Source organism: Stenotrophomonas sp. 1L-E-5-B-C3, from assembly GCF_057292075.1.
Genome location: NZ_JBXAWS010000002.1, coordinates 153,702 through 178,560, shown reverse-complemented (window position 1 = coordinate 178,560; position 24,859 = coordinate 153,702). Strand labels below are relative to the sequence as shown.

At 66.8% G+C, this 24,859-nt stretch carries 20 protein-coding genes; 8 read left to right on the top strand and 12 right to left on the bottom strand.

The annotated features are described in order from the left end of the window. Positions 1 to 400 precede the first annotated feature (400 nt). From secF to queA, 5 genes are all read right to left on the bottom strand, one after another. Complete coding sequence (gene secF / locus AC0Z6F_RS03595) at positions 401 to 1,381, bottom strand: protein translocase subunit SecF (protein ID WP_004153298.1); 981 nt, start codon at positions 1,379 to 1,381, stop codon at positions 401 to 403. A gap of 15 nt (positions 1,382 to 1,396) precedes the next feature. Further along, positions 1,397 to 3,253, bottom strand: coding sequence for a protein translocase subunit SecD (secD, locus tag AC0Z6F_RS03590; RefSeq protein ID WP_012510770.1), 1,857 nt, complete (start codon positions 3,251 to 3,253; stop codon positions 1,397 to 1,399). 61 nt (positions 3,254 to 3,314) lie between these two features. Then, positions 3,315 to 3,659: a preprotein translocase subunit YajC gene (gene yajC, locus AC0Z6F_RS03585; protein WP_012510769.1), complete on the bottom strand. Its 345-nt coding sequence runs from the start codon at positions 3,657 to 3,659 to the stop codon at positions 3,315 to 3,317. A gap of 134 nt (positions 3,660 to 3,793) precedes the next feature. Continuing rightward, on the bottom strand, positions 3,794 to 4,924 hold the full coding sequence (gene tgt, locus AC0Z6F_RS03580; protein ID WP_012510768.1) for a tRNA guanosine(34) transglycosylase Tgt: 1,131 nt from the start codon (positions 4,922 to 4,924) through the stop codon (positions 3,794 to 3,796). 126 nt (positions 4,925 to 5,050) lie between these two features. Then, the gene (gene queA, locus AC0Z6F_RS03575) at positions 5,051 to 6,118 is read right to left on the bottom strand and encodes a tRNA preQ1(34) S-adenosylmethionine ribosyltransferase-isomerase QueA (protein ID WP_125895584.1); all 1,068 of its coding nucleotides are present in this window, start codon (positions 6,116 to 6,118) and stop codon (positions 5,051 to 5,053) included. A 210-nt stretch (positions 6,119 to 6,328) separates the two neighbouring features. Here queA and AC0Z6F_RS03570 point away from each other — a divergent pair, with 210 nt between their 5' ends. Together AC0Z6F_RS03570 and AC0Z6F_RS03565 are read left to right on the top strand one after the other, a co-directional pair. Then, the gene (locus AC0Z6F_RS03570; RefSeq protein ID WP_004153292.1) at positions 6,329 to 7,825 is read left to right on the top strand and encodes an aminotransferase class III-fold pyridoxal phosphate-dependent enzyme; all 1,497 of its coding nucleotides are present in this window, start codon (positions 6,329 to 6,331) and stop codon (positions 7,823 to 7,825) included. A gap of 190 nt (positions 7,826 to 8,015) precedes the next feature. Beyond that, complete coding sequence (locus tag AC0Z6F_RS03565; protein ID WP_012510766.1) at positions 8,016 to 8,609, top strand: LOG family protein; 594 nt, start codon at positions 8,016 to 8,018, stop codon at positions 8,607 to 8,609. A 19-nt stretch (positions 8,610 to 8,628) separates the two neighbouring features. On the opposite strand, the gene AC0Z6F_RS03560 is transcribed toward AC0Z6F_RS03565, so the two are convergent. Continuing rightward, positions 8,629 to 11,469 (bottom strand): bifunctional diguanylate cyclase/phosphodiesterase, encoded by a 2,841-nt coding sequence (locus AC0Z6F_RS03560; RefSeq protein WP_100434456.1) that lies wholly within the window; start codon positions 11,467 to 11,469, stop codon positions 8,629 to 8,631. 247 nt (positions 11,470 to 11,716) lie between these two features. Between AC0Z6F_RS03560 and AC0Z6F_RS03555 the strand changes: the two genes are divergently transcribed. The 5 genes from AC0Z6F_RS03555 to AC0Z6F_RS03535 all read left to right on the top strand — a co-directional run bounded on the left by AC0Z6F_RS03555 (position 11,717) and on the right by AC0Z6F_RS03535 (position 15,886). Next, complete coding sequence (locus AC0Z6F_RS03555) at positions 11,717 to 12,235, top strand: RNA polymerase sigma factor (RefSeq protein ID WP_485616811.1); 519 nt, start codon at positions 11,717 to 11,719, stop codon at positions 12,233 to 12,235. Then, on the top strand, positions 12,232 to 13,218 hold the full coding sequence (locus AC0Z6F_RS03550) for a hypothetical protein (protein ID WP_485616700.1): 987 nt from the start codon (positions 12,232 to 12,234) through the stop codon (positions 13,216 to 13,218). Before AC0Z6F_RS03555 ends, AC0Z6F_RS03550 begins: the two co-directional genes overlap by 4 nt. Before the next feature lie 40 nt (positions 13,219 to 13,258). Beyond that, positions 13,259 to 13,855: an IMPACT family protein gene (locus tag AC0Z6F_RS03545; RefSeq protein ID WP_041864639.1), complete on the top strand. Its 597-nt coding sequence runs from the start codon at positions 13,259 to 13,261 to the stop codon at positions 13,853 to 13,855. Beyond that, the gene (locus AC0Z6F_RS03540; protein WP_012510761.1) at positions 13,848 to 15,620 is read left to right on the top strand and encodes an ABC transporter transmembrane domain-containing protein; all 1,773 of its coding nucleotides are present in this window, start codon (positions 13,848 to 13,850) and stop codon (positions 15,618 to 15,620) included. Before AC0Z6F_RS03545 ends, AC0Z6F_RS03540 begins: the two co-directional genes overlap by 8 nt. A gap of 71 nt (positions 15,621 to 15,691) precedes the next feature. Continuing rightward, entirely contained in the window at positions 15,692 to 15,886 is a 195-nt protein-coding gene (locus AC0Z6F_RS03535; RefSeq protein WP_004153279.1) for a hypothetical protein, read from the top strand. 231 nt (positions 15,887 to 16,117) lie between these two features. Here the strand turns inward: AC0Z6F_RS03535 and AC0Z6F_RS03530 are convergent, their stop codons facing one another. From AC0Z6F_RS03530 to AC0Z6F_RS03520, 3 genes are all read right to left on the bottom strand, one after another. Then, positions 16,118 to 17,242, bottom strand: a complete 1,125-nt coding sequence (locus tag AC0Z6F_RS03530) for a prephenate dehydrogenase (protein WP_485616701.1) — start codon at positions 17,240 to 17,242, stop codon at positions 16,118 to 16,120. Beyond that, a complete protein-coding gene (gene pdxY, locus AC0Z6F_RS03525) occupies positions 17,239 to 18,147 on the bottom strand; it encodes a pyridoxal kinase (RefSeq protein WP_004153277.1) in 909 nt (302 codons plus the stop codon). The genes AC0Z6F_RS03530 and pdxY overlap by 4 nt, the downstream gene beginning before the upstream one ends. A gap of 638 nt (positions 18,148 to 18,785) precedes the next feature. Next, positions 18,786 to 19,985: an MFS transporter gene (locus AC0Z6F_RS03520; protein WP_485616702.1), complete on the bottom strand. Its 1,200-nt coding sequence runs from the start codon at positions 19,983 to 19,985 to the stop codon at positions 18,786 to 18,788. 72 nt (positions 19,986 to 20,057) lie between these two features. On the opposite strand from AC0Z6F_RS03520, the gene AC0Z6F_RS03515 reads away from it, so the two are divergent. After that, on the top strand, positions 20,058 to 20,855 hold the full coding sequence (locus tag AC0Z6F_RS03515; RefSeq protein WP_065723004.1) for an AraC family transcriptional regulator: 798 nt from the start codon (positions 20,058 to 20,060) through the stop codon (positions 20,853 to 20,855). Between the two features lie 92 nt (positions 20,856 to 20,947). Here AC0Z6F_RS03515 and dnaJ read toward each other — a convergent pair whose 3' ends face one another. The 3 genes from dnaJ to grpE all read right to left on the bottom strand — a co-directional run bounded on the left by dnaJ (position 20,948) and on the right by grpE (position 24,855). Beyond that, a complete protein-coding gene (gene dnaJ / locus AC0Z6F_RS03510) occupies positions 20,948 to 22,078 on the bottom strand; it encodes a molecular chaperone DnaJ (RefSeq protein ID WP_004153270.1) in 1,131 nt (376 codons plus the stop codon). A gap of 154 nt (positions 22,079 to 22,232) precedes the next feature. Then, on the bottom strand, positions 22,233 to 24,158 hold the full coding sequence (gene dnaK, locus AC0Z6F_RS03505; RefSeq protein WP_004153269.1) for a molecular chaperone DnaK: 1,926 nt from the start codon (positions 24,156 to 24,158) through the stop codon (positions 22,233 to 22,235). Between the two features lie 181 nt (positions 24,159 to 24,339). Further along, positions 24,340 to 24,855 (bottom strand): nucleotide exchange factor GrpE, encoded by a 516-nt coding sequence (grpE, locus tag AC0Z6F_RS03500; RefSeq protein WP_004153267.1) that lies wholly within the window; start codon positions 24,853 to 24,855, stop codon positions 24,340 to 24,342. Positions 24,856 to 24,859: the final 4 nt, after the last annotated feature.

Sequence of the window (24,859 nt, the reverse complement as noted above, 5' to 3'; positions counted from 1 at the left end):
ATTTCCGCGATCTGTCAGGGCAGTTCTTGGGGGTCAGATCCGTTTTCCGAAGGAAAACGGATCTGACCCCATCTTGATTGTTCAATATCTGACAGATGTGTCGACCAAGGTCGACACCTACCAACAGCCGCCGGAATCTGTCAGAGGTGGGGCCATGTGGGTTGGCAGGACCGTTGGCGCCATGGATGGCGCCATCGAGCCCCCAAGGACGGGTTTACGGCGTGTCCTGCCAACCCACATGGCCCCGCCCAACCAGCAGAAAGCCAGCTCCGGCTTTTGACGTTGCCGTTGCCGTTGCCGTTGCCGTTGCCGTTGCATTGAGCGGGTGCAGGGCGCAGCCCTGCCAACAAAAAACCCCGCTTGCGCGGGGTTCTCTGTGTGTTGCGTGCAGCGCGAACGCTTACGGGCGACGGGCCAGGGCCTCGACGTCCTTCGCCTTCGGCAGCAGGTCCTGCTTGCTGACGCGCAGGAAACCGATCGTCAGCATCGGCACCGCCACCAGGATCGAGGACAGCACCACGATCACCGCGCCGATCATGTGCGTCTCGGCCAGGCCTTCCATCGAGCTGCCGCCGTACATGTACAGGGCAAGCGCCGACAGGAAGAACATCACCGCAGTGATCACCGTACGCGACAGCGTCTGGTTGATCGAACGGTTGAGCACTTCCATCGAGTCCACGCGCAGGCTGCGGAAGTTCTCGCGGACGCGGTCGAAGACCACGATGATGTCGTTGATCGCAAAGCCCATCACCGACAGCAGGCCGGCCAGCACGGTCAGGTCGAACTCACGGCCCAGCAGGGACACATAAGCCACCGTCACGATCAGGTCGAACATCGCCACGATGCTGGCGGTGACCGCGAACTTCCATTCGAAGCGCACGGCGATGTAGATCAGGAAGCCGGCCAGCATGAAGATGGTGGCGTACAGGCCATTCATCGCCAGGTCCTTGCCGATCTGCGGACCCACGAACTCATTGCGCAGCACCGTAGCCTGGTTGTCGGCGGTGGACAGCGCCTTCACCACGGCCGCGGCGGTGGCCTTGTCCTCGTGCGCGGCATCGCCGGTACCCGGGGCGTGCTCACCGTGCGGGGCCAGGCGGATCAGCAGGTCGGTGTTGCCACCGACGCTCTGTACCTGGGCGCCGTCGAAGCCGTTCTCTTCGAGCTTGGTACGGACCTGCTCGACGTCCACCGCCTTGTCGAAGCGGGCTTCGATCAGGGTGCCGCCGGTGAAGTCCAGGGCGTAGTTGAAGCCCTTGAAGCCGATGATGGAGATCGAGGCCAGGAACACGATGATCGTGACGACCATCGCGACATGGCGCCAGCGCATGAAGTCGATCTTGGTGTCGTTCGGGAGGATGTGCAGCGGAAACAGTTTCATGTGCGTGTCGTCCCGTCAGATGGCCACGTTCTGGAGCTTCTTGCGGCGGCCGTAGATCAGCGTCGCCAGTGCACGCGACACGGTGATCGCGGTGAACATGGAGGCGAAAATACCGATGATCATGGTCAGCGCGAAGCCCTTCAGCGGACCGGTACCGAATGCGAACAGCGCCACACCGACGATCAGGCCGGTCAGGTTGGCGTCGAGGATGGTGCCCGAAGCACGTTCGTAACCGGTCACGATCGCGGTCTTGCCCGGCACGCCGGCACGCAGTTCTTCACGGATACGTTCGTTGATCAGCACGTTGGCGTCCACCGACAGGCCGACCGACAACGCCAGGCCGGCGAAGCCCGGCAGGGTCATGGTCGCGCCGAACAGCGACATCACCGCCACCACGATCAGCAGGTTGAACAGCATCGCGATCGAGGTGATCACGCCGAACATGCGGTAGTAGACGCTGAAGAACACCAGGGTGAACAGGAACGCGAACACGACCGCGCGCATACCGTTCTTGACGTTCTCGGCACCCAGGCTCGGGCCGACCACGCGCTCTTCGACGAAGTCCATCGGCGCGGCCAGCGAGCCGGACTTCAGCAGCTTGGCCAGGTCCTCGGCTTCCTTCTTCTGCAGTCCGGTGGTCTGGAAGTTCTTGCCGAACACGCCATTGATGTTGGCCACCGAGATCACTTCCTCGTTGACCTTGAAGCCACGCACTTCCTGGCCGTCAACGACGGTCACGGTCGGCACGCGCTCGGTGTAGACCACCGCCATCGGCTTGTTCACGTTGGCACTGGTGAAGTCGAACATGCGCTGGCCGCCGACATTGTTCAGCGTCACGCTGACCGCCGGTGAGCCACTGTTCGAATCGGTCACCGCCTGCGCGCCGACCATCTGGTCGCCGGTGACGATCACGCGCTTGTTCAGCAGGATCGGGCCGCGGCCGTCACGCTGCTGGTAGACCTTCGCTTCCGGCGGGATGCGGCCGGCGGTGATGGCGTCCTGCGCGTTGCCCTCGACCACCGCACGGTATTCCAGGGTGGCGGTGGCGCCGATCATGCGCTTGGCTTCGGCGGTGTCCTGCACGCCCGGCAGCTGAACGACCACGCGGTCGGCACCCTGGCGCTGGATGATCGGCTCGGCCACGCCGAGCTGGTTCACACGGTTGCGCAGGGTGTTGATGTTCTGCTCGATGGCGCCGTTGGCGATCTGGGTGATCTCGGTTTCCGGCACGGTCACCGTGATGCGGTTGCCACTGACGTCGTAGCCGAGGGTCGGCTGCGCCTTGACCAGGGCGGCACGGGCGCGCTGCGCGGCATCGTCACCAGCGGACGGGCTCAGGTTGGCCACGATGCTGTTGTCAGCACGGCGTTCCACCGATTGGTACGGGATGCGCGCATCACGCAGGGTGCTGCGCACGTCTTCGGTGTAGGCATCCAGGCGCTTGTCCAGGGCGGCCTTCTGGTCGACCTGCAGCACGAAGTGCACGCCACCCTGCAGATCCAGGCCCAGCACCATCGGGCGGCCGCCGAGGTTGGCCAGCCAGTCCGGCACGGTCGAGGCCAGGTTCAGGGCCACGGTGTAGTTCTCACCGACGGTGTCACGCAGGGCGTCGCTGGCAGCGGACTGTGCCTTCAGGTCCGGCAGGCGGACAATCAGACTCTCCCCTTCCTTCTCGGCACCAACGGCGTCCACACCGGCCTTCTTCAGGTCGGCCAGCACACGGTCGCGCAGCGCATCGTCGATCTGCCCGCCACGGTTGGCGGTGATCTGGATGGCCGGGTCCTTCTGGTAGATGTTGGGCAGCGCGTACAGCGCGCTGAGCGCCAGTACGATCAGGATGACGACGTACTTCCAGCGTGGAAATTCGAGCATTGCTTGGGTCCCGCGCGGCGCCATCCCCGGCGCCGCGGTTGTGCTTCGGAAAGGGAGTGGCTTACTTGGCCGAATCCAGGGTGCCGGTCGGCAGCACGCTGCCAACAGCGCCCTTCTGCACGCGGATGCGCACGTTCTCGGCCACTTCGATGGTGACGAAGTTGTCGCCGATGTCGGTGACCTTGCCGGCGATGCCGCCGTTGGTCAGCACTTCGTCGCCACGCTTGATCTTCTCCAGCATGGACTTGTGCTCCTTCTGCCGCTTCATCTGCGGGCGGATCATCAGGAAGTACATGATGGCGATCAGGATGACCGGGAACAGCAGCGTGGTCAGGCCCATGCCCTGCGGTTGGCCGCCGGCGGCCTGGGCGTGGGCGGCGGGAATCAGGAAGGCAAGCAGGTTCATCGTTGGTCCTTTGGTTGGGCGGCGCTCCGGCCCTTTCACGGGCACGGCGTGTCGACCGCGGATCTGGGTCAGCCTTGAAGTATGCCACGGCCCCGGGCATTCGTCCTTGGGCCGTTTGGCAGGGGGTGTTCGGGTTACAGGGGCGGCGCTACCGCCCCGCGTGCCGCGTAGAAAGACTCACGGAAGGCCAGGAAGGTTCCCGCCTCGATCGCCGCGCGGATGTCGGCCATGAGCTTTTCGTAATAGAACAGGTTGTGCAGGGTGCCCAGCATCGGCGCCAGCATCTCGTTGCAGCGGTCCAGGTGGCGCAGGTAGGACCGGGTGTAGCCGCCGGTGCAGGCCACGCAGCCGCAGCCCGGCTCGATCGGGTCCATGTCGCGCGCGTACTGGGAATTACGGATGCGAACGGTGCCGAACGAGGTGAAATAGTGGCCGTTGCGCGCGTTGCGGGTGGGCATCACGCAGTCGAACATGTCCACGCCACGTGCGACACCCTCGACCAGGTCCTCCGGCCGGCCAACGCCCATCAGGTAGCGCGGGCGGTCGGCGGGCAGTTCCGGGTCCAGGTGGTCGAGCATGGCGTTGCGCTCGTCTTCGGGCTCGCCCACGGCCAGGCCGCCGATGGCATAGCCGTCGAAACCGATCGCCTGCAGGGCATCGGCCGAGCGGCTGCGCAGGTCGGTGTGCACGCCGCCCTGGACGATGCCGAACAGGGCCGCGTCGTTGCCCAGCTCGTCATGCGCGTTGCGACTGCGCTGGGCCCAGCGCAGGCTCAGCTCCATCGAACGGCGGGCGACATCCTCGGTGGCCGGGTACGGGGTGCACTCGTCGAAGATCATCACCACGTCCGAATCGAGCACCTTCTGGATCTTCATGCTCTCTTCCGGGCCCAGGAACACGCGGGCACCGTCGGTTGGCGAAGCGAAGGTCACGCCCTGTTCGGTGATCTTGCGGCGATGGGCCAGCGAGAACACCTGGAAGCCGCCGGAGTCGGTCAGGATCGGGCCATCCCAGCGGCAGAAGCCGTGCAGGCCACCGTGGTCGGCGATGATGTCCAGGCCCGGCCGCAGGTACAGGTGGAAGGTATTGCCGAGGATGATCTCGGCGCCCAGCGCACGCACCTGGTCCGGCAGGATGCCCTTGACCGAGCCATAGGTACCCACCGGCATGAAGGCCGGCGTTTCCACCGTGCCACGCGGGAAGGTCAGGCGGCCACGGCGGGCGCGGCCGTCGCGGGTCTGGAGCTGGAACTGCAATCGGGACATGGAGCGGTCATTCGGGCAAATAATTGTCTATTGTCCCCCAAACGCGGCACCTACAGGTAGCGCCGGGCCATGCCCGGCGGCTCCTGGGCCGCACAGCGTGCTCGCCGGGCATGGCCCGGCGCTACCCTACCCCGCCTGCGGGAACAACAGCATCGCGTCGCCGTAGCTGAAGAAGCGGTAGCGCTGCGCGATCGCGTGCTGGTAGGCCTCGAACACGCGCGCCTTGCCGGCGAACGCGGAAATCATCATCAGCAGCGTGCTTTCCGGCAGGTGGAAGTTGGTCACCATCGCGTCGACGCTGCGGATGCGGTAGCCGGGGGTGATGAAGATCTGCGTTTCACCCGCGAACGGCAGCAGTTCGCCATCGCGCATCGCGCTTTCCAGGGCGCGCACCACGGTGGTACCGACGCCGATCACCCGGCCGCCGGCGGCGCGCGTGCGCCGTACCTGCTGCACCAGCTCGGCACCCACGTTCAGCCACTCGCGGTGCATCACGTGGTCCTTCAGGTCATCGGCACGCACCGGCTGGAAGGTGCCCGCACCCACGTGCAGGGTGACGTGGCCAAAGTCCACGCCCTTGTCCTTCAGCGCGGCCAGCAGCGGTTCGTCGAAATGCAGGCCGGCGGTCGGCGCGGCCACCGCGCCCACTTCGCGCGCGAATACGGTCTGGTAGCGCTCGCGGTCGTCCATGCCCGGCTCGCGCTGGATGTACGGCGGCAGCGGCAGGCGACCGGCGTGCAGCAGCCACTGCTCCAGCGATTCCGGCACATGGAATTGCAGCACATAGAACTCGCCGTCGCGGCCCAGCACCTCGGCTTCGCCACCGGCATCCAGGGCGATGCGGCTGCCGGCCTTGGGCGACTTGCTGGCGCCCACCTGGGCACGTGCCTGCTGGCCGCCGAGCAGGCGCTCGATCAGGATCTCGACGCGGCCGCCACTGGCCTTCTGCCCGAACAGGCGCGCCGGGATCACCCGGGTGTCGTTGAACACCAGCAGGTCGCCAGGCTGCAGCAGCGACGGCAGGTCGCGCACCTGCAGGTCGGTGAAGGCATCGGGCGCCGGAGGCACCAGCAGCAGGCGGCTTGCGGAACGCTCGGCCAGGGGCGCCTGCGCGATCAGTTCAGCCGGCAGGTCGTAGTTGAAATCGGACTTCTTCAAGGCGGTGGGCGGCAACAGGTCGACAATGGCGCGCATTGTACGTCCAGCGTCTGCGAGCCGGCGCGCTTCGCGGCGAACGTCGCGCAAAATGCTGCTATGCAGCAGGTTTCCGCGGGGTTATCGCGCAAAAAAACAAGTGCTAGCATCGAGTTGGAAGTCCGCTGCACGAGCCTGCCCCAAGCGCGCGTGATGACGCGCGTTTTGCTTTTGAAGACCCGTGCGACCCATTGTTTCAGGAGATCTGCAATGAGCTTCATCGAACGCCTCGCCCCCCTGCGCAGCCAGCCCGGCACCCGCCTCACCTCCGGCCTGGACGATGCCACCCTGACCGCCCTGTCCGCCAACCACCCGCAGCTGATCGCCGCGGTGGACGCCGCCGCCGAGGAATTCGCGCGCGTGCAGGCCGACTTGGGGCCGCTGCTGGCGCAGGACGAACAGGCGCAGATCGACGCGATGCAGGACGGTTTCGTCAATTTCTATGCCGATGACGCGGTAACTCCGTACGTGGCACTGGCCGCACGCGGCCCCTGGGTGGTCACCCTGAAGGGCGCCGTGCTGTACGACGCCGGCGGCTACGGCATGCTCGGCTTCGGGCACACCCCGGACGCCGTGCTGGAAGCGATGGCCCGCCCGCAGGTGATGGCCAACATCATGACCCCCAGCCTGTCGCAGCAGCGCTTCATCACCGCCCTGCGTGCCGAGATCGGCCACCGCCGTGGCGGTTGCCCGTTCACCCGTTTCATGTGCCTGAATTCCGGTTCCGAGGCGGTCGGCCTGGCCGCGCGCATCGCCGACGTCAACGCCAAGCTGCAGACCGACCCCGGCGCACGCCACGCCGGTGCTGCGATCAAGCGCGTGGTGGTCAAGGGCAGCTTCCATGGCCGCACCGACCGCCCTGCCCTGTATTCCGATTCCAGCCGCAAGAGCTACATGCAGCACCTGGCCAGCTACCGTGGCGAGGACTCGGTGATCACCGTGGCGCCGTACGACGAAGCCGGCCTGCGCAAGGTGTTCGAGGACGCCGCACGCAACCAGTGGTTCATCGAGGCGGTGTTCCTGGAGCCGGTGATGGGCGAAGGCGACCCGGGCCGTTCGGTGCCGCCGTCGTTCTATGCGGTGGCCCGCGAACTGACCCGTGCCCATGGCAGCCTGTTGCTGCTGGACTCGATCCAGGCCGGCCTGCGCGCGCATGGCGTGCTGTCGGTGGTCGACTACCCGGGCTTTGAAGGCCTCGATCCGCCGGACATGGAAACCTATTCCAAGGCGCTCAACGCCGCGCAGTACCCGCTGTCGGTGCTGGCCGTGACCGAGCATGCCGCGCAGCTGTACCGCAAGGGCATCTACGGCAACACCATGACCAGCAACCCACGTGCGCTGGACGTGGCCTGCGCCACCCTGGCCCAGCTGACCCCGCAGGTACGCGCCAACATCGCCGAACGCGGTGCCGAGGCGGTGCGCAAGCTGGAGCAGCTCAAGGGCGAACTGGGCGGCCTGATCACCAAGGTGCAGGGCACCGGCCTGCTGTTCTCCTGCGAGCTGGCCCCGCAGTTCAAGTGCTACGGCGCCAATTCCACCGAGGAATGGCTGCGCCAGCACGGCATCAACGTGATCCACGGTGGCGAGAACTCGCTGCGCTTCACTCCGCACTTCGGCATGGACAGCGAGGAGCTGGACCTGCTGGTGGGCCTGGTCGGCCGCGCCCTGCGTGAAGGTCCGCGCCGCGAGCAGGCCGCCGCGGCGTAAGCCCCGTTCTTTGTAGAGTCGAGCTTGCTCGACTCTACCGTTGCCGCGATCTGAACGAAGAACAGCCGAGCGCGGCTCGGCTCTACAGACGGCAACCGCGAAGGTCCATAATCCATAGACACCCCGTCCCTGACCGCTCTGCGGTCGGCGATGGGGCGTTTTCGTTTCCGGCCAAGAGACAGGAAGATCCATGAAATCGATCTGTGTGTACTGTGGTTCCAACGCTGGCAGCAAGCCGGCCTATACCGAACGCGCCCTTGCCCTGGGCGACCGCATCGCCCGCGATGGCATGCGCCTGGTGTACGGCGGCGGCAACGTCGGCCTGATGGGAACCGTGGCCAATGCCGTGCTCGCTGCCGGCGGCGAAGTGACCGGCGTGATTCCGCGCCAGCTCGCCGACTGGGAAGTGGCACATCGCGGCCTCACCGAACTGGAAATCGTAGGCTCGATGCATGAGCGCAAGTCGCGCATGTTCGACCTGGCCGATGGCTTCGTCACCCTGCCCGGCGGCTTCGGCACCATGGAAGAAATCTTCGAGATGCTGACCTGGCGCCAGCTGGGCATCGGCAACAAGCCGTGCGCGTTCCTCGACGTGGAAGGCTTCTACGCACCGCTGATCGGCATGATCGATCGCATGGTGGAAGAGCGCTTCCTGCACCCGGACCAGCGCCAGGACCTGTGGTACGGCTCGGACATCGAAGAAATGCTGGCGTGGATGAAGAACTACCAGCCGGCCCAGGCCTCGAAGTGGATCGACGAAAAGCGTCGCGCGGCACTGCGCTGATGCTTCCCTGCGCGGTGGTTCAGGCCGCCGCGCAGCCCCATGGTGCCGGCCGCCCCAGCAGGTAGCCCTGGCCATAGTCGCAGCCGAGTTCGCGCAGCGTCTGCTGCTGCGCCTCAGTCTCGATGCCTTCGCCGATGGTCTCGATGCCCAGCGTGCGCGCCAGCGACAGCACGCCCTCGACCAGTGCGCGCGTGCTCTGCACTTCCGGTCCATGCAGGCCAGCGATGAAGCTCTGGTCGATCTTCAGCGTGCTGATCGGGAAGCGGTGCAGGTAGGACAGCGCCGAGAAGCCGGTACCGAAATCGTCCAGCTGCACCTGGATGCCGCGCTCGCGCAGGCCCTGCAGGATGCGCAGCGTGTGCGGGCCGTCATCCAGCAGTGCGACCTCGGTGATCTCCAGCCGCAGCCGCTGCGGATCGGCACCGTACGCATCCAGCAGGCCGAACAGGCGGCCGCTGAACTCCGCAGAGCGGAAATGACGCGGTGACACGTTCACCGACACATAGGTGTGGCCGCCCTCGGCCAGGCCGGCGATGACCTGTTCGTAGATCAGCCAGTCGACCTGTTCGATCAGCCCACTCTCCTCACCCAGCTCCAGGAACGCGCCCGGCAGCAGCAGGCCACGGCGCTCGTGCTGCCAGCGCAGCAGCGCCTCGTGCCCGACCACCTCGCCATCGGAGAGGCGCACGATCGGCTGGTAGAACGGCAGGAAATCGTGGTTGTTGATCGCGCGGCGCAGATCGGCTTCCAGGTCGAGGCTGCGCATGGCCTGCTCGCGCATGTCCTCGTCGAAGATCGCGCAGCGGTCATGGCCCTGCGCCTTGGCCCGGTACATCGCGGCGTCGGCATCGCGCAGCAGTTCTTCGCCGGTACGGTAGCGCGGGTTCCACAGGGCGATGCCCAGGCTGCCGGACGGGAACAGTTCGCGGCCGGCGATCCACATCGATTCCTGCAGCGCCAGCAGCAGTCGCTGGCCAAAATCCAGTGCCTGCGCCAGGCCCTGCGGACACTGCAGCAGCACTGCGAATTCGTCACCGCCCAGCCGTGCCACCACATCGTCGGTGCCGGCCATCGACACGATGCGCTTGGCAACCTCCACCAGCATGCGATCGCCCGCGGCATGGCCGATGCTGTCGTTGACCAGCTTGAAGCGGTCCAGGTCAAGGAACAACACGGCGAACACCGGTCCACCCTCGCGCCGGGCCAGCGCCAATGCGTCCTGCAGGCGGTCGAGCAGATGCAGGCGATTGGGCAGCCCGGTCAGCGCATCATGCATGGCCTGGTGGGTCAGCCGTTGTTCTGCGCGCAACCGCTCGCCGATCTGGCCGAGCAGTTTCTCGTTGACCTCGGCCAGCTCGCGGGTGCGCTCTTCCACCCGTTTTTCCAACTCGGCATGCGCCGAACGCAGCCGTTGCTGGTCGCGCTGGCGGGCCAGGCCGGTACCGATGTTCTGCGCGACGAAGGTCAGCAGGCGCTGGTCGTGCACGCTGAAGGTGCTGTTCTGGCTGTAACTCTGCACCACGATCGCGCCGACCACTTCGTCGTCGCGCAGCAGCGGCACGCCCAGCCAGCAGTGCGAACGCGCACCGGATTCACGCACCTCGCCGTTGGCCAGCAGCGCATCGATCTGCGCGCGCGAAGCCAACAGCGGCCGCCGGTTGCGTACCACGTATTCGGTCAGGCCACGGCTGAACGGCCGTGGCGCGCGGCTGGCATTGTGCTCGTCCACCGAATAGACGAAATCCAGGCCGTTGCCGGCCGCGTTGACCAGCGCGATGTAGAAATTGCGCGCGTCGAGCAGGCGCCCGACCACACCGTGTACCCGCCCGTAGAACTGGGCCAGGCTGTCGGCCGACATCGCCATCTCGGCGATGTTGTACAACGCGGTCTGCAGCTGCTCGGCACGGCGCCGTTCGGCCACCTCGTCCTGCAGGCTGTGGTTGGCACGCTGCAGCTGCTGCGTGCGCCGCTCGACCTGCTGCTCCAGCCGCACCTGCGCCTGGCGCCGGTCCATCGCGGTCTGCACGTGCTGGGCGACAAAACCCAGCAGGGCACGCTCGGACTCACCATAGCGGGCCGCGTGTTCGTAGCTCTGCACCACGATGGCACCGCACACGCGGCCATCGCGCAGCATCGGCACGCCCAGCCAGTCCAGGCTTTCCGGGCCACGCTGCGGATCGTGCTCCTGCTCGACCACCCGCGCCAGCAGCTCGCGTGACGGGCCACTGAGCGGCTTGCCATGGCGCAGCAGCGCCACCGTCAGGCTGCGCGGCATCTCGCTGGCGTCGTGGCTCTGCGCCGGGTCGGCAACGAAGTCATCGACCTGGTCGGCGAAGTACAGGAACCGGATCTGGTCGCGCACATCGTCGTACTCGACGATGTAGCAGTTCTCGGCGTACATCAGCGTGCCCAGCACACCGTGCACGTGGCGCAGCATCTCGCCCATCTCCAGGTCGGCACCGGCCAGGTCGGCGATCTGGAACAGCGCCTGCTGCAGCCGCTCGGCCTCCTCCAGCGCCTTGATCTGTCCCGCCTGGCGGCCACGCTGCAGGGCCAGCTCCATCGCCTGCCGGGCCAGCCCCCACCACGCTGGCGAGGGGATCGCGCCCTCCACCGACAGCAGCAGGCGCGCACCGTCGTAGTCCCAGCCATGCTGGCCATCGCCGATGCCAGCAGGTACTGCAGGCCGGTCACCGCTGACGGGCGGCCAGCCGCCCTCGCCACGCCCCAGCTGCAGGTCGTCCCAGCCGACCCGGACCACCGCCGTTTCCGGCAGCAGGGCATGCAGCGCGCGCACCAGCGCCGTGCTCAGCACGGCCTCGTGTAGTGGTTCTTCCGCCGGTTCAGCATGCGTGGACAAATGACAATCTCTTGGCGCCGTCTGTGCGTCGCCTCCCCTGAGCCGCCGAGCATAGCGCGCCACCCGGGGGGCAATGGAAGCCCGTAAACCCCGAATCGTGCGCCCGTACGTTTTTCCTGCCGACCGTAGCCCCTTCCGAGCCATGACCCTCGCCCTTCCCACCACCGCCACCGGCTATGCGCCACCGCCTGCAGGCCTTACCCTGTACGCCGTGGAAGCCAGCGCACTGCCAACCGATGAAGCCTTGATGCTGGCCTGGGCCGGTGGCGACCTGCGTGCGTTCGAAAGCCTGTATGCGCGCCATCGCAAGCGCCTGTTCGGCTTCCTGCTGCGGCAACTGCGCGACAACGCGCTGGCCGAGGAGATCTTCCAGGATGTGTGGCAGCGGGTGATCAGCGCTCGCGTCGGCTGGCAGCCCGAAGCGGCGTTCAGTACCTGGCTGTTCCGCATCGCCCATAACCGCTTGAACGACCACTGGCGCGCCGCCCGCCATCGCCCCGCTGCACCGGCCGACGCCGACCTGCGCCTGGCCGCGATCGAGGACGGGCAGACCCCGGAAGCCGAGCTTTCCGAATTCGAACAGCGTCGCCGCATCCAGCTGGCGATGGAGCAACTGCCGCCCGAGCAGCGCGAAGTGCTGCAGCTGCGGCTGGATCAGGAACTGAGCCTGGAGGAGATCGGCCAGATCACCGGCGTGGGCCGGGAAACCGTGAAATCGCGGCTGCGCTATGCGATGGACAAGCTGCGTGCGGGATTGAACGCATGAACCGAAACGAACCCCTGACGCCGGAAGAACGCGAGCTGGCCCAGCTGCTCGGCCGTCGCCCCGAGCAGGCGCCGCCGGCCGCGCTGGACGCCGCCATCCTGGCCGCGGCACGTGCCGCCGTGGATGCGCCGGCCGACGCCGCCGTTGCCTCGCCCGACGCCCCGCGCGCGCAGCGTACGCGCCCGCGGTGGCCGGCGGTGTTCGGCATTGCGGCCTCGATGGTGTTCGCGATCGGTATTGCCTGGCAGCTGCGCCCGGAACCGCCGCCGGTTCCGGCCGGCGAAGCCCAGATGGCGGCAGCGCCTGCAGCTGCCGATGTCGCCGCCACTGAGCAGATGATTGAAAGCAGCGCCGCAGACAGCGCCGCTGCCGCTGCAGAACCGGCTGCTGCGCCGGCAATGCCGGAGGCCGCACCCGTTGCCGCCCCGGCAGCGGCCATCGCGCGCGAGCGCAAGCCGGCACCTGCAGACGCCACCGATGCACCGGCACCGGCCGCGCGCTCGATGGCGGCAGAACCCGCTGCCGACAGTAACTTCGCTGCACTGCCGCCGCCCCCGGCTGCGGCACCCCCGGCGCCGCCCGCGCCCGCCGCCTACTCGGCACCTGCGCCACTGATGGCGCCGGTTGTCGCCAGTGGTTCGCTGAAGGCGCGCTCGGCAGGCTCGCCAGAGTCCAACAGCATGCAGGCCGAACAGGCCCCGGCATTGGACCGGGTAGAGATCACCTCGATGAAGCGCGAAGTCCCCAGCCGTTCCGCACCGGGGGTCATGCGCCGCGGCAGCGATGCTGGCCTGAGTGCGGACACGGTGCAGGCTGAAGTGGCTGCCGACGCCCGGCTGCCACGGCGGCAGTGGCTGCAGAAGATCCGCGAACGTCGCGACGATGGCCAGCGCGACCTCGCCCGCGCCAGCCTGGAGCGCTACATCCAGCAGTATCCGGAATCGCGCCTGCCGCGCGACCTGCGTCCGCTGCTGGACGACTGAGCGGGACCGGGTCCTGCAGCAACCCCGTAGAATGGTGGGGATGCCCGATACCCTCGCCCAGCCGGTCAACCACACGCTGGAAGTCAAGCACAGCCGCTTCATCGCCCATGCCGCGCCAATCGACGGTGCGGCGGCGGCGATGGCATTCCTGCAGCAGGTGGCGGTGGCCGATGCCACGCACAACTGCTGGGCCTACAGGCACGGCCAGGACTATCGCTCCAGCGACGATGGCGAGCCTGCTGGCACCGCCGGCCGGCCGATCCTGGCCGCCATTGATGGCCAGGGCTTCGATCGGGTGATGGTGGTGGTGACGCGCTGGTTCGGCGGTATCAAGCTTGGCGCCGGCGGCCTGGTGCGTGCCTACGGCGGGGCCGCAGCCGAATGCCTGCGTACCGCACCGCGGCTGCCGCTGGTGGCCATGACCCGGCTGCGGCTGCTGGCCGGCTTCGAGGATCTGGGCATCCTGCACGCTACCCTGCCCGCCTTTGCCGCAGAGAAGCGTGATGAACAGTTCGATGCCGACGGTGTCTGCCTGCGGGTCGAATTGCCTGCCGATCAGGTCGACGCATTGAAAATCCGCCTGCGCGACGCCACCCGTGACCGTATCCGCATACAAGACGACGACCAGGATGACTGACAAGGACGACGCCCCCGCCTCGACCCCGCCGCTGCGCCGCCTCGGCAGCCTGCGCACGCTGTGGCCGTTCGTGCGCCGCCACAGTGGCCTGTTCACCGCCTGGCTGCTGGCTCTGGCGGTGTCCTCGGCGGCAACGCTGAGCCTGCCACCGGCAGTGAAGCAGATGATCGACCACGGCTTCACCAGTGGCGGCCAGATCAACCGCGCCTTCGCCCTGCTGATGCTGGTGGCGGTGGTGCTGGCCCTCGCCACGGCGGCACGCTTCTACTTCGTGTCGCTGCTGGGCGAAAAGGTGGTGGCCGATCTGCGCAGCCGCCTGTACGCGCACCTGATCCAACTCGGTGCCGGCTTCCACGACCGCAGTCGCAGCGGTGAGCTGGTCTCTCGCCTGACCGCCGACAGCGAACTGCTGCGCAGCGTGGTCGGGTCAACCATGTCGGTGGCCCTGCGCAGCAGCGTGACCGTGGTCGGCAGCCTGGCGATGCTGTTCGTCACCAGCCCGCGGCTGGCGGCATGGTCACTGCTGGGCATCCCGTTGGCGGTGCTGCCGATCATCATTGGCGCACGCAAGCTGCGCACCGTCGCGCGCAGCAGCCAGGACCGCATCGCCGATGCCAACAGCCTGGCCAGCGAAACCCTGGGCGCGGTCCGCACGGTACAAGCACACGCGCGCGAACCGTACGAGCGCGGCCGCTTCGACAAGGCCCTGGGTGACGCCATCGGTGCCGCGCGCCGGCGCATCGGTGCACAGTCTCTGGTCACCGCCAGCGCCATCCTGTTGGTGTTTGGTGCCATCGTCGGCGTGTTGTGGCTGGGCGCGCACGACGTCATCGACGGTCGCCTCAGTGCAGGCACGCTGGGCCAGTTCGTGCTTTACGCGTTGATCGGCGGTGGATCCGTCGGCGCCCTGGCCGAAGTATGGAACGAGCTGCAGCGCGCGGCCGGCGGCATGGGCCGCATCGGCGAACTGCTGCAGGAAGACATCGAGATCCGCGCGCCGGCACAGCCGCACGCGCTGCCGCAGCCGCTGCATGGCGAGATCCGGTTCGACGACGTGGTGTTCCACTACCCGCAGCGGCCGGACCAGGCTGCGCTGGATCATTTCAACCTGCACGTGCGCCCGGGCGAGACCGTGGCGCTGGTGGGGCCGTCCGGCGCCGGCAAGAGTACGGTGCTGTCGATGCTGCTGCGCTTCCACGATCCGGCTGCTGGCCGCATCTGCGTGGACGGCATCGATGTACGCGAGGTCGATCCGGCCGAACTGCGCGACCAGCTGGCGCTGGTGCCACAGCAGCCGACCCTGTTCGCGGCCAGCGCACGCGACAACATCCGTTACGGCCGCCTGCAGGCCAGCGACGCCGAGGTCGAGGATGCTGCGCGCGCAGCCGAGGCCGACGGCTTCCTGCGTGCGTTGCCGCAGGGCTACGACAGCGAACTGGGTGAGCGTGGCGCGCGCCTGTCCGGCGGCCAGCAGCAGCGTGTGGCGATTGCCCGTGCGCTGCTGAAGGACGCACCGATCCTGCTGCTGGATGAAGCCACCAGCGCGCTGGATGCGCAGAGCGAACATGGCGTGCAGCAGGCGCTGGAGCGGTTGATGGCCGGCCGTACCACGCTGGTCATCGCCCACCGCCTGGCCACCGTGCTCAAGGCCGACCGCATCGTGGTGATGGACCAGGGCCGCATCGTCGCCGAGGGCACGCACGCACAATTGCTGGCCGAAGGCGGTCTGTACGCTGAACTGGCAAGGCTGCAGTTCATCGATTGATGACGGCCGGCTAACACCAAGCGGGCCAAGCTGGTCGCGCGTCAGCAACACCTGCTGAAAGGAGGTGCACGATGTCGTTCCGACAGTTCCCCGCCGTCGACAGCAATGGCGACAGCCACATCATCATCGAGTTCAAGCCCGAGGCGAATGGCAGCGGGCACAACTCCGAGTCCACGCCGCGCTACGAGCTGGATGACGGACGCCTGCTGGTCCGCAATGGCCGTGAGTTCACCACCAGCGGCGGTGATGTGCGGCTGACGATCTGAGGTTCGCCGGGCATGGCCCGGCGCTACCGGAATTCGTATCGCCCCGCCCTGGTAGGTGTCGACCTTGGTCGACACGCTCTTTGCCAAGGGTAGTCGAGCATGGCCCGACGCCATAAAAAAGCGTGGCCATTTTTTGACCAACCATCTTGACAGCCTTTCCTGGCAAGGGCTGCAGGCGGTTATCCACACCTTTGCTCAGAAACCATCCACACCGCCTGTGGATGAATATGCTCAGCCCAGCACCCGTCCGATGCCGCTGGCGTCCACCTCGGCCGCCGCCAGTGCGATGGCGGCCGGATCACTTCCCGCCACGAAACCGATACGGAAGTGCACTTCGCCGCTTGGAGTGCGCGAGGAATGGATCGAGGCCAGGCTGATGCGATGCTGCTCGAACACGTTCAGCAGCTCACGCAACGAACCTGGACGATCTTCCGGCAGGTGTACCGACAACGCGTTGCGCTCGGTCAGGTCGGCCAGCAGGTACCCCACCCGTTCAAAGGTGTAGTTGCCAGCGGCCAGCGCCTGCTCACCGAAGGCATTGTGGTTGGCCGACAGCGACTGCTCGCGGAACGCAGCACGCGCAGTGTCGTCGCCCTGCCCGACCTGTACCTGCAGGGCCTGCAACTGGCCTACCAGGCGTTCCAGCATCGGCGCCACGTACGGGTTGCCGAACTGGATGTCCTCGTAGATCGCCGGGTTCAGCGACAGGATCCGCGAGATGATCGCCGTATCCAGCTCGAATGACGCGGAGCGGTACGGCATCATCGCGGCAAGGTCACCCAACTGCGGCTGGTACTGGCGCAGCACGCCGGCCTGGGCCAGATGGGTGGCATGCACCATCGCCTGCACCAGCGCCATCATCTGGTCGTGGTGCTGCGGCGTGGCGCGCACGCACTCGGCCTGCAGCGCCGCGCACAACGCGTCGACCCACGGCTGCCAGTGCTGCAGCCGTGCTTCGCAGACCACCATCACCCGGCCCTTCAGTGTCGGCGCCTTGGGCGGAGCGGTCATCGGGTGCAGCCCGACCACTTCGGCCTGCGAGGCCAGCATCGCCTGTACCGGTGCCTCCTTTACCGAAGTCACATCCAGCCACAGGCGGTCCCGCTCGCGACCGGCCGATTGCCGCACGTATTCGGCGATCAGCTCCGGCGTGTGCCGGATCGGTGCCGAGAACACCAGCACATCGGCCTGCGCCAACAGCTGCTCCGGCGTATGCGAGGTGGCATCGGCCGGGTCGTGGCCGATCACCTGCAACTGCATGTGCTGCTGGAAGAAGCGGGTCAACCAGCGCCCATAGGCGCCGGCGCTACCGATGATGCCGACCGTGCGCGGCGCGCGTTCCTGCAGGCCGCTCATGCCACGCGTTCGGCGCGGAAGCGCGTGCCTTCGGCCAGCGCGGCAGGTGCCGCGGCGATTACGTCGAATTCCTCGAAGCCGTTGTCCAGGGTCGCTTCCAATGCCGCGTGAGTACCGGCGATGGCGCGCGAGATCGCCTGCTGCATCGACTCACCGCGCAGCAGGAACGACACCACCAGCGACATCAGCACGTCGCCGGTGCCGGCCACGTCCACCGGCAGCAGCGGCGAGGTCCAGCGCCAGGTTTCCTCGCGGCCGACGGCCAACGTCACCAGCTCACCCGGGTTGCCGCCGACGCTGTGCGCGATCACCCAGTGCGGACCGCGGTCCAGCAGCGTGCGTGCGGCAGCGATGGCATCGGCCTCGGCCAGTGCCGGCATGCCGGTCAGGCGGTTCAGTTCGAAGGCGTTCGGCGTCACCAGCCAAGCGTGCGGCAGCAGGCGTTCGGCGAAGATCGCCTCCAGGCCCGGTTCTACGTAGGGGCCGGTATGGGTATCGCCGATCACCGGGTCCAGGCAGTAGCGCAGCTGCGGGCAGGCCGGCAGGATTTCATCCAGCCAATCGGCGAACGCGGCGCCATTGGCGGTGCTGCCGAAGTAGCCGGAGACCAGCATCTTCGCCCGCTGCGGCAGGCCGCGTTCGCGGGTGCCGAGCAGCAGATCGGCGAACCAGTCGGCGGGCAGCACACGGCCGCGGGTGGTGTCGTAGAACGGCGCATTGCTGAGCAGCACGGTCGGGATCTCCGCCACGCGCACGCCAAGTGCACGCATTGGCGGCACGGCGGCGCTGTTGCCGGCGTGGCCGTAGACCAGTTGCGACTGGACCGAGATGACATCGATCGGCGAGGGCCCGTCCGGCCGCTGGCGGCGGCCGTGGACCAGGTGGTTATCAAGGGATTCGCTCATGCCCGCATTCTACGCCCAAGGGGGTTTTCGGCAGGGCTTGCAGCCCTGCACCTGCTCAATGCAACGGCAACGGCCGAAGCCAAAGCGGCATTCCGTGGGGTGGCGGGGCGGTGTCGGAGTGCGGGGACGCCGCAAGTACGTCCTTGTAGGCTTGGCAGCGGCATCCATGCCGCTGACACCCCGCAATCCGACACCGCCCCACCTTCGACAGGTTCACGCGGCTGTTGGTAACTGCGGCTGTTGTTCCGCGCGGCTGTTGGTAGGTGTCGACCTTGGTCGACACATCTGTCAGATATCGAACGAATTCATCCGTGTCGACCAAGGTCGACACCTACCAGAGCCGGACGCCGTTCCGACAGATCGCGGCCAACTGTCGAAGGCGGGGTGGGTCCGGTTGAGGGGGCGTGAGCCGCATGGGCCCGAGGCATGCCTCGGGCGGGTTGGGCAGGAGGCCCAACCCCGGTCTTGCCGTGTGCGCAGGACAGCGCACACGAGCAAGCGGCGACCGAGCTTACATGGACGTACTTGCAGCGCCCCCCTCAACCGGACCCACCCCGCCAACCCGCGGAATGCAGGCTTTTGACGTTGACGTTGATTCGGCAGGTGCAGGGCTGCAAGCCCTGCAAACCTACACTCCCTCAGTGAGCAGCAGGCCGCGACGGCGGCAGCCATGCCGCCACGATACCGAGCAGCGGCAGGAACGCCGTCAGCTGGTAGACGTACTCAATGCTGGTCTTGTCCGCCAGCAGGCCGAGTACTGCAGCACCCAGCCCGCCCATGCCGAACGCGAAGCCGAAGAACAACCCCGACACCATGCCGATGCGGTGCGGCATCATCTCCTGCGCATACACCACGATGGCCGAGAACGCCGAGGACAGCACAAAGCCGATCAGCACCGCCAGCACCGTGGTCCACAGCAGGTCGGCATGCGGCAGCATCAACGCGAACGGTGCCACGCCCAGGATCGAGGTCCAGATGATCGGCTTGCGGCCGATGCGGTCGCCCAGCGGGCCACCAAGGAATCCGCCGGCGGCGGAGGCCACCAGGAAGGCGAGCAGGTGCAGCTGCGCCTGCGCCACCGGAATGCCGAAGTGGTGGATCAGGTAGAAGGTGAAGTAACTGCCGATGCTGGCCATGTAGAAGTACTTGCTGAAGATCAGCACGAGCAGGATCGCCAGCACCCTGGCCACGGTGCGTGGCGGATGGCGCGGGGCCATCGATGTGGTGCTGGCCGGACGCGGTGTACCCAGGTGCAGCGCGTACCAGCGACCGACATAGGTCAGCAATGCGATGCCGATCAGGGCAGCGCCAGCAAACCACGATGCGGCGTGCTGGCCATACGGCACGATCACCGCGGCGGCAATCAGCGGGCCCAGCGCGGTGCCGAAGTTGCCGCCAACCTGGAACACCGACTGTGCGAAGCCATGTCGGCCACCCGATGCCAGGCGTGCGATACGCGAGGCCTCGGGATGGAAGATCGCCGAACCAATGCCGACCATCGCGGCGGCCAGCAGCACCATCGTGTAGTTCGGCGCGAAGCCGAGCAGCAGCATGCCGCACAGGGTCGAGGCCATGCCGATCGGCAGCGAGTACGGCGCCGGGCGGCGATCGGTGGCGATGCCGATCAGCGGCTGGAAGATCGAGGCGGTGAGCTGGTAGGTCAGCGTGATCAGGCCGATCTGGGTGAAGCTGAGATTGAAGCCGCCCTTGATCACCGGATAGATGGCCAGGATCAGCGACTGCATCATGTCGTTGACGACATGCGAGGTGGAGATGGCGGCCAACACGCCGGGAGCCACCGGGCGTGAGGTCGTTGCGGGGGAAGCCAGGGTCGACATGGACACAGTCAGGTTGGGGGCGAGCCACGCATGCTACGGTTGCACCTCCCTCCCTTCTGCCGCGTCCTGGTCATGGCCTATCGCAAAAAGGACATCCCCTGCCCGGTCCGCGAAACCGCTCCCTGGCGGGAGGTGCCGATACAACGGCCGGTGACCTGCCGTGCCCGCCATTACCAGGCCGGCACCCATATCTCGCCGCACAAGCACCGCCGTCACCAGTTGGTCTATGCACAGTCCGGGTTGATGGTGGTGCGCTCGGAGGTCGGCCGCTGGGTAGTGCCTTCCACCCGTGCGATCTGGGTACCTGCAGGCATTGCCCATGCGGTGGACTGCATTGCCGAGGTGCACATGCGCAGCCTGTATGTGGAGCCGGAGTTCGCGCCACACCTGCCTGCCGAAGCCTTCGCGATACAGGTGGCCCCCCTGCTGCGCGAACTGCTGCTGGCTGCCAGCCTGATCGAGGGTCCACACGAGGACGACAGCCGCGATGGCCGTGTGGTGCGCCTGCTGCTGGACGAACTGCGACGGATGGATGCGCTGCCGCTGCACCTGCCGGAACCGTCCGATCCCCGCCTGCTGAAGATCTGCCTGCATATCCAGAAGCATCCTGCGGACGACGCAACCCTGCAGGACTGGGCGCAGGCACTGGCGGTGGACGTGAAAACCATCCAGCGCCATTTCGCCAGCGAACTGGGCATGACCTTCGGCCAGTGGCGGCAGCAGGCGCGGCTGCTGGCAGCGATGGAACGGCTGGCGCTCGGCGACAAGGTCATCGATGTCGCACTGGCGATGGGCTACGACAGCCCGAGTGCATTCACCAGCATGTTCAAGCGCCAGCTCGGGCAGACCCCGGCGGCGTTTTTCCGGTAGCGCCGGGCCATGCCCGACGGCGGCAGTGCGGCACCACAAACGAAAACGCCGGGCATGGCCCGGCGCTACCGCTCAACGTTTCCGTTGAGGACTCAGGACGTCATCCGGTCCCAGAAGCCCTTCACGCCATCGATGAAGGTCGCCGACTTCGGCGAGTGCTTGCGCGCATCTTCACCGTTGAAGGTTGCTTCGAACTGCTCCAGCAGCTTGCGCTGGTCGTTGGTGAGGTTGACCGGGGTCTCCACCACCACGCGGCAGTACAGGTCGCCTTCGCTGCGGCTGCGCACCGAACGCACGCCCTTGCCGCGCAGGCGGAACAGCTTGCCGGTCTGGGTCTCGGCCGGGATGCGGATTTCCGCTTCACCGCCGAGGGTTGCCACGCGCACGGTGTCGCCCAACGCGGCCTGCGAGATGCGGATCGGCACTTCGCAGTGCAGGTCGTCGCCATCGCGCTGGAAGATCGCGTGCTCGCGTACCCGCACTTCCACGTACAGATCGCCTGGCGGTGTACCGGCCGGACCGGCCTCGCCTTCGCCCGACAAACGGATGCGGTCGCCGGTATCCACGCCCGCCGGCACCTTCACCGACAGCACCTTGTCTTCCTCGACACGGCCGTTGCCATGGCAGGTCTTGCAGGGCTTGGCGATGATCTGACCGCGGCCGCCGCAGTTGTGGCAGGCCTGCTGCATGGCGAAGATACCGCGCTGGATGCGCACCTGGCCGCGACCATGGCAGACGTTGCAGGTCTCGACCTTGCCGTCTTCCGAGCCGCTGCCATCGCAGTCACCGCATTCGGCCAGGGTCGGAATCTCGATGCGGCGCTCGACGCCACGCACCGCTTCTTCCAGGTCCAGCTCCATCACGTAACCGATATCGGCACCACGGCGGGCCTGGCGCGGACCACCGCCGCCTGCACCACCAAAGATGTTGCCGAAGATGTCGCCGAAAATATCGTTCATGTCCGGGCCGCCCGGACCGCCGCCACCGCCCATGCCGTGTTCGAACGCGGCGTGGCCGTGGCTGTCGTACATGCGGCGCTTGTTGCCGTCGGACAGCACTTCGTAGGCTTCCTTGCACTCCTTGAAGGAGGCTTCGGCCGCCGCATCACCCGGGTTGCGGTCCGGGTGGAACTTCATCGCGCAACGGCGGTAGGCCTTCTTCAGCTCTTCGTCGTTGGCAGTGCGGGCAACGCCCAGCACTTCGTAGTAATCGCGCTTGCTCATATCGTGGATCGCATTCCGGAAAGTCGGGATTCGTCAAAGCGGAAGAGCGGAACCAGGTCCGCTCTTGCGTCGGGCGCCCCGACACGCCAGAGGGCGGCCAGGACCCTGATACGACAACGGGACGCTGGCAGGCAGCGTCCCGCGTCGGTCCGGATCAGGACTTCTTGTCGTCCTTGACTTCGGTGAACTCGGCATCCACCACGTCATCCTGCGCCTTGCCCGCATTGCCGGCGTCGGCGCCCGGGGCGGCACCGCCCTGCTCGGCCGAAGCGGCGGCGAACAGCGACTGGCCAGCTTCCTCCAGCACCTTCGACTTGGCTTCGATCTGCGCCTTGTCGTCACCCTTCATCGCGGTTTCCAGGTCGGCCAGGGCCGCTTCCACCTTGCCGATGACATCGCCGCCAACCTTGCTGCCGTGCTCGGTGATGGCGCTGCGGGTGCCGTGGATCAGGGCGTCGGCCTGGTTGCGGGCCTGCACCAGTTCCTGGAACTTCTTGTCTTCTTCGCGGTTGGCTTCCGCGTCGGCGACCATGCGCGCGATCTCTTCCTCGGACAGGCCCGAACCGGCCTTGATCTCGACCTTCTGTTCCTTGTTGGTCTTCTTGTCCTTGGCCGACACGTGCAGGATGCCGTTGGCGTCGATGTCGAAGGACACTTCCACCTGCGGCAGGCCGCGCGGGGCCGGCTCGATGCCGGACAGGTCGAACTTGGCCAGCGACTTGTTGAAGCGGGCCTGCTCGCGCTCACCCTGCAGCACGTGCACGGTCACGGCCGACTGGTTGTCCTCGGCGGTGGAGAACACCTGCGAGGCCTTGGTCGGGATGGTGGTGTTCTTCTCGATGATCTTGGTGAACACACCACCCATGGTTTCGATACCCAGCGACAGCGGGGTCACGTCCAGCAGCAGCACGTCCTTGACGTCGCCGCCCAGCACGCCGCCCTGGATCGCAGCACCCAGTGCCACGGCTTCGTCCGGGTTGACGTCCTTGCGCGGTTCCTTGCCGAAGAACTCGGTCACCGCCTGCTGCACCTTCGGCATGCGGGTCTGGCCGCCGACCAGGATCACTTCGCTGATGTCGCTCGAACGCAGGCCGGCATCGTTCAGGGCGACGCGGCACGGCTCGATCGACTTCTTGATCAGTTCTTCCACCAGCGACTCCAGCTTGGCGCGGGTCAGCTTGATGTTCAGGTGCTTCGGGCCCGACGCGTCAGCGGTGACGTACGGCAGGTTCACTTCGGTCTGCTGGGCGCTGGACAGTTCGATCTTGGCGCGCTCGGCAGCATCCTTCAGGCGCTGCAGGGCCAGCGGATCCTTGCGCAGGTCGATGCCCTGGTCCTTGTTGAACTCTTCAACCAGGTACTCGATGACGCGGTTGTCGAAATCTTCGCCGCCCAGGAAGGTGTCACCGTTGGTGGCCAGCACTTCGAACTGCTTTTCACCATCGACGTTGGCGATCTCGATCACCGAAACGTCGAAGGTGCCGCCGCCCAGGTCGTACACCACGATCTTGCGATCCTTGTTGTCGCCCTTGTCCAGGCCATAGGCCAGCGCGGCCGCAGTCGGCTCGTTGATGATGCGCTTGACGTCCAGGCCGGCGATGCGACCTGCGTCCTTGGTTGCCTGGCGCTGGCTGTCGTTGAAGTAGGCCGGCACGGTGATGACCGCTTCGGTGACCTTCTCACCGAGGAAGTCCTCGGCGGTCTTCTTCATCTTTTCCAGCACCTTGGCCGAGATTTCCTGCGGCGCCATCTTCCTGGCATCGCTGGTGGCCACCCAGGCATCGCCATTGTCATGGGCCAGGATGCTGTACGGGACGTGCGCGATGTCCTTCTGCACTTCGGCGTCGGTGAACTTGCGGCCGATCAGGCGCTTCACCGCGTAGAAGGTGTTCTTCGGGTTGGTCACGGCCTGGCGCTTGGCCGAGGCACCGACCAGGACTTCGCCGTCCTTGGTGTAGGCGACGATCGACGGGGTGGTGCGATCGCCTTCCGAATTTTCGATGACGCGGGCCTTGCCGCCGTCCATGATCGCCACGCACGAGTTGGTGGTGCCGAGGTCGATACCAATGATCTTGCCCATGGGGGAGACTCCTTGAAGGATGTTGTTTTTGTCAGTCCGGCCGTTCGGCCGGTGGATGAATGGGATGTGGGGGAGGCTCGTGGAACATTCAAGCCATCCCCCGAACGCTGTGTTTCCGGTTGCCCGGCGCGTTCAGCGTCGGGTCGGGCGCGGATCCTGCCCGCCTCCCGGCCCCGCGGGGTCAGTCGGCCGCCACCACCACCAGCGCCGGCCGCAGCAGGCGCTCGTTGAGCAGGTAGCCCTTCTGGAACACGGTCACCACGCTGCCGGGGGCGGCGCCCGGAGTCGGCACCTGGCTGATGGCCTGGTGATGCTCCGGATTGAACGGCTGGCCGGTCGGGTCCAGCAGGACCAGGCCGTTGTCGCCGGCGACCTTCAGCAGCTGCCGGTAGGTCAGCTCCAGGCCTTCACGCAGCGGATGGGCATCGTCACCGGCGGCCTTCAGGCCGGCATCCAGGCTGTCGAACACCGGCAGCAGCTCGCCCAGCAGCTTCTCGTTGGCGAACTTGCGGGCCTGCTCGATGTCGCGGGCGACGCGCTTGCGCTGGTTCTCGAGGTCGGCGCGTTCGCGCAGTACATCGGCCTTGACCTGATCAAGCTCAGCGCGCAGGCGCTCCACTTCGTCGTTCACGCCGGCGGCGGCGGCCGCATCGGCGGCACTCTGCTGGGATTCGATATCTGGATGTTCGTGGTTCATGTCT

Excerpts from the sequence above, each read along its gene's own strand:
- secF (WP_004153298.1), bottom strand. The coding sequence starts at position 1,381 with ATGAAACTGTTTCCGCTGCACATCCTCCCGAACGACACCAAGATCGAC.
- secD (WP_012510770.1), bottom strand. The coding sequence starts at position 3,253 with ATGCTCGAATTTCCACGCTGGAAGTACGTCGTCATCCTGATCGTACTG.
- yajC (WP_012510769.1), bottom strand. The coding sequence starts at position 3,659 with ATGAACCTGCTTGCCTTCCTGATTCCCGCCGCCCACGCCCAGGCCGCC.
- tgt (WP_012510768.1), bottom strand. The coding sequence starts at position 4,924 with ATGTCCCGATTGCAGTTCCAGCTCCAGACCCGCGACGGCCGCGCCCGC.
- queA (WP_125895584.1), bottom strand. The coding sequence starts at position 6,118 with ATGCGCGCCATTGTCGACCTGTTGCCGCCCACCGCCTTGAAGAAGTCC.
- AC0Z6F_RS03570 (WP_004153292.1), top strand. The coding sequence starts at position 6,329 with ATGAGCTTCATCGAACGCCTCGCCCCCCTGCGCAGCCAGCCCGGCACC.
- AC0Z6F_RS03565 (WP_012510766.1), top strand. The coding sequence starts at position 8,016 with ATGAAATCGATCTGTGTGTACTGTGGTTCCAACGCTGGCAGCAAGCCG.
- AC0Z6F_RS03555 (WP_485616811.1), top strand. The coding sequence starts at position 11,717 with ATGCTGGCCTGGGCCGGTGGCGACCTGCGTGCGTTCGAAAGCCTGTAT.
- AC0Z6F_RS03550 (WP_485616700.1), top strand. The coding sequence starts at position 12,232 with ATGAACCGAAACGAACCCCTGACGCCGGAAGAACGCGAGCTGGCCCAG.
- AC0Z6F_RS03545 (WP_041864639.1), top strand. The coding sequence starts at position 13,259 with ATGCCCGATACCCTCGCCCAGCCGGTCAACCACACGCTGGAAGTCAAG.
- AC0Z6F_RS03540 (WP_012510761.1), top strand. The coding sequence starts at position 13,848 with ATGACTGACAAGGACGACGCCCCCGCCTCGACCCCGCCGCTGCGCCGC.
- AC0Z6F_RS03535 (WP_004153279.1), top strand. The coding sequence starts at position 15,692 with ATGTCGTTCCGACAGTTCCCCGCCGTCGACAGCAATGGCGACAGCCAC.
- AC0Z6F_RS03530 (WP_485616701.1), bottom strand. The coding sequence starts at position 17,242 with ATGAGCGGCCTGCAGGAACGCGCGCCGCGCACGGTCGGCATCATCGGT.
- pdxY (WP_004153277.1), bottom strand. The coding sequence starts at position 18,147 with ATGAGCGAATCCCTTGATAACCACCTGGTCCACGGCCGCCGCCAGCGG.
- AC0Z6F_RS03520 (WP_485616702.1), bottom strand. The coding sequence starts at position 19,985 with ATGTCGACCCTGGCTTCCCCCGCAACGACCTCACGCCCGGTGGCTCCC.
- AC0Z6F_RS03515 (WP_065723004.1), top strand. The coding sequence starts at position 20,058 with ATGGCCTATCGCAAAAAGGACATCCCCTGCCCGGTCCGCGAAACCGCT.
- dnaJ (WP_004153270.1), bottom strand. The coding sequence starts at position 22,078 with ATGAGCAAGCGCGATTACTACGAAGTGCTGGGCGTTGCCCGCACTGCC.
- dnaK (WP_004153269.1), bottom strand. The coding sequence starts at position 24,158 with ATGGGCAAGATCATTGGTATCGACCTCGGCACCACCAACTCGTGCGTG.
- grpE (WP_004153267.1), bottom strand. The coding sequence starts at position 24,855 with ATGAACCACGAACATCCAGATATCGAATCCCAGCAGAGTGCCGCCGAT.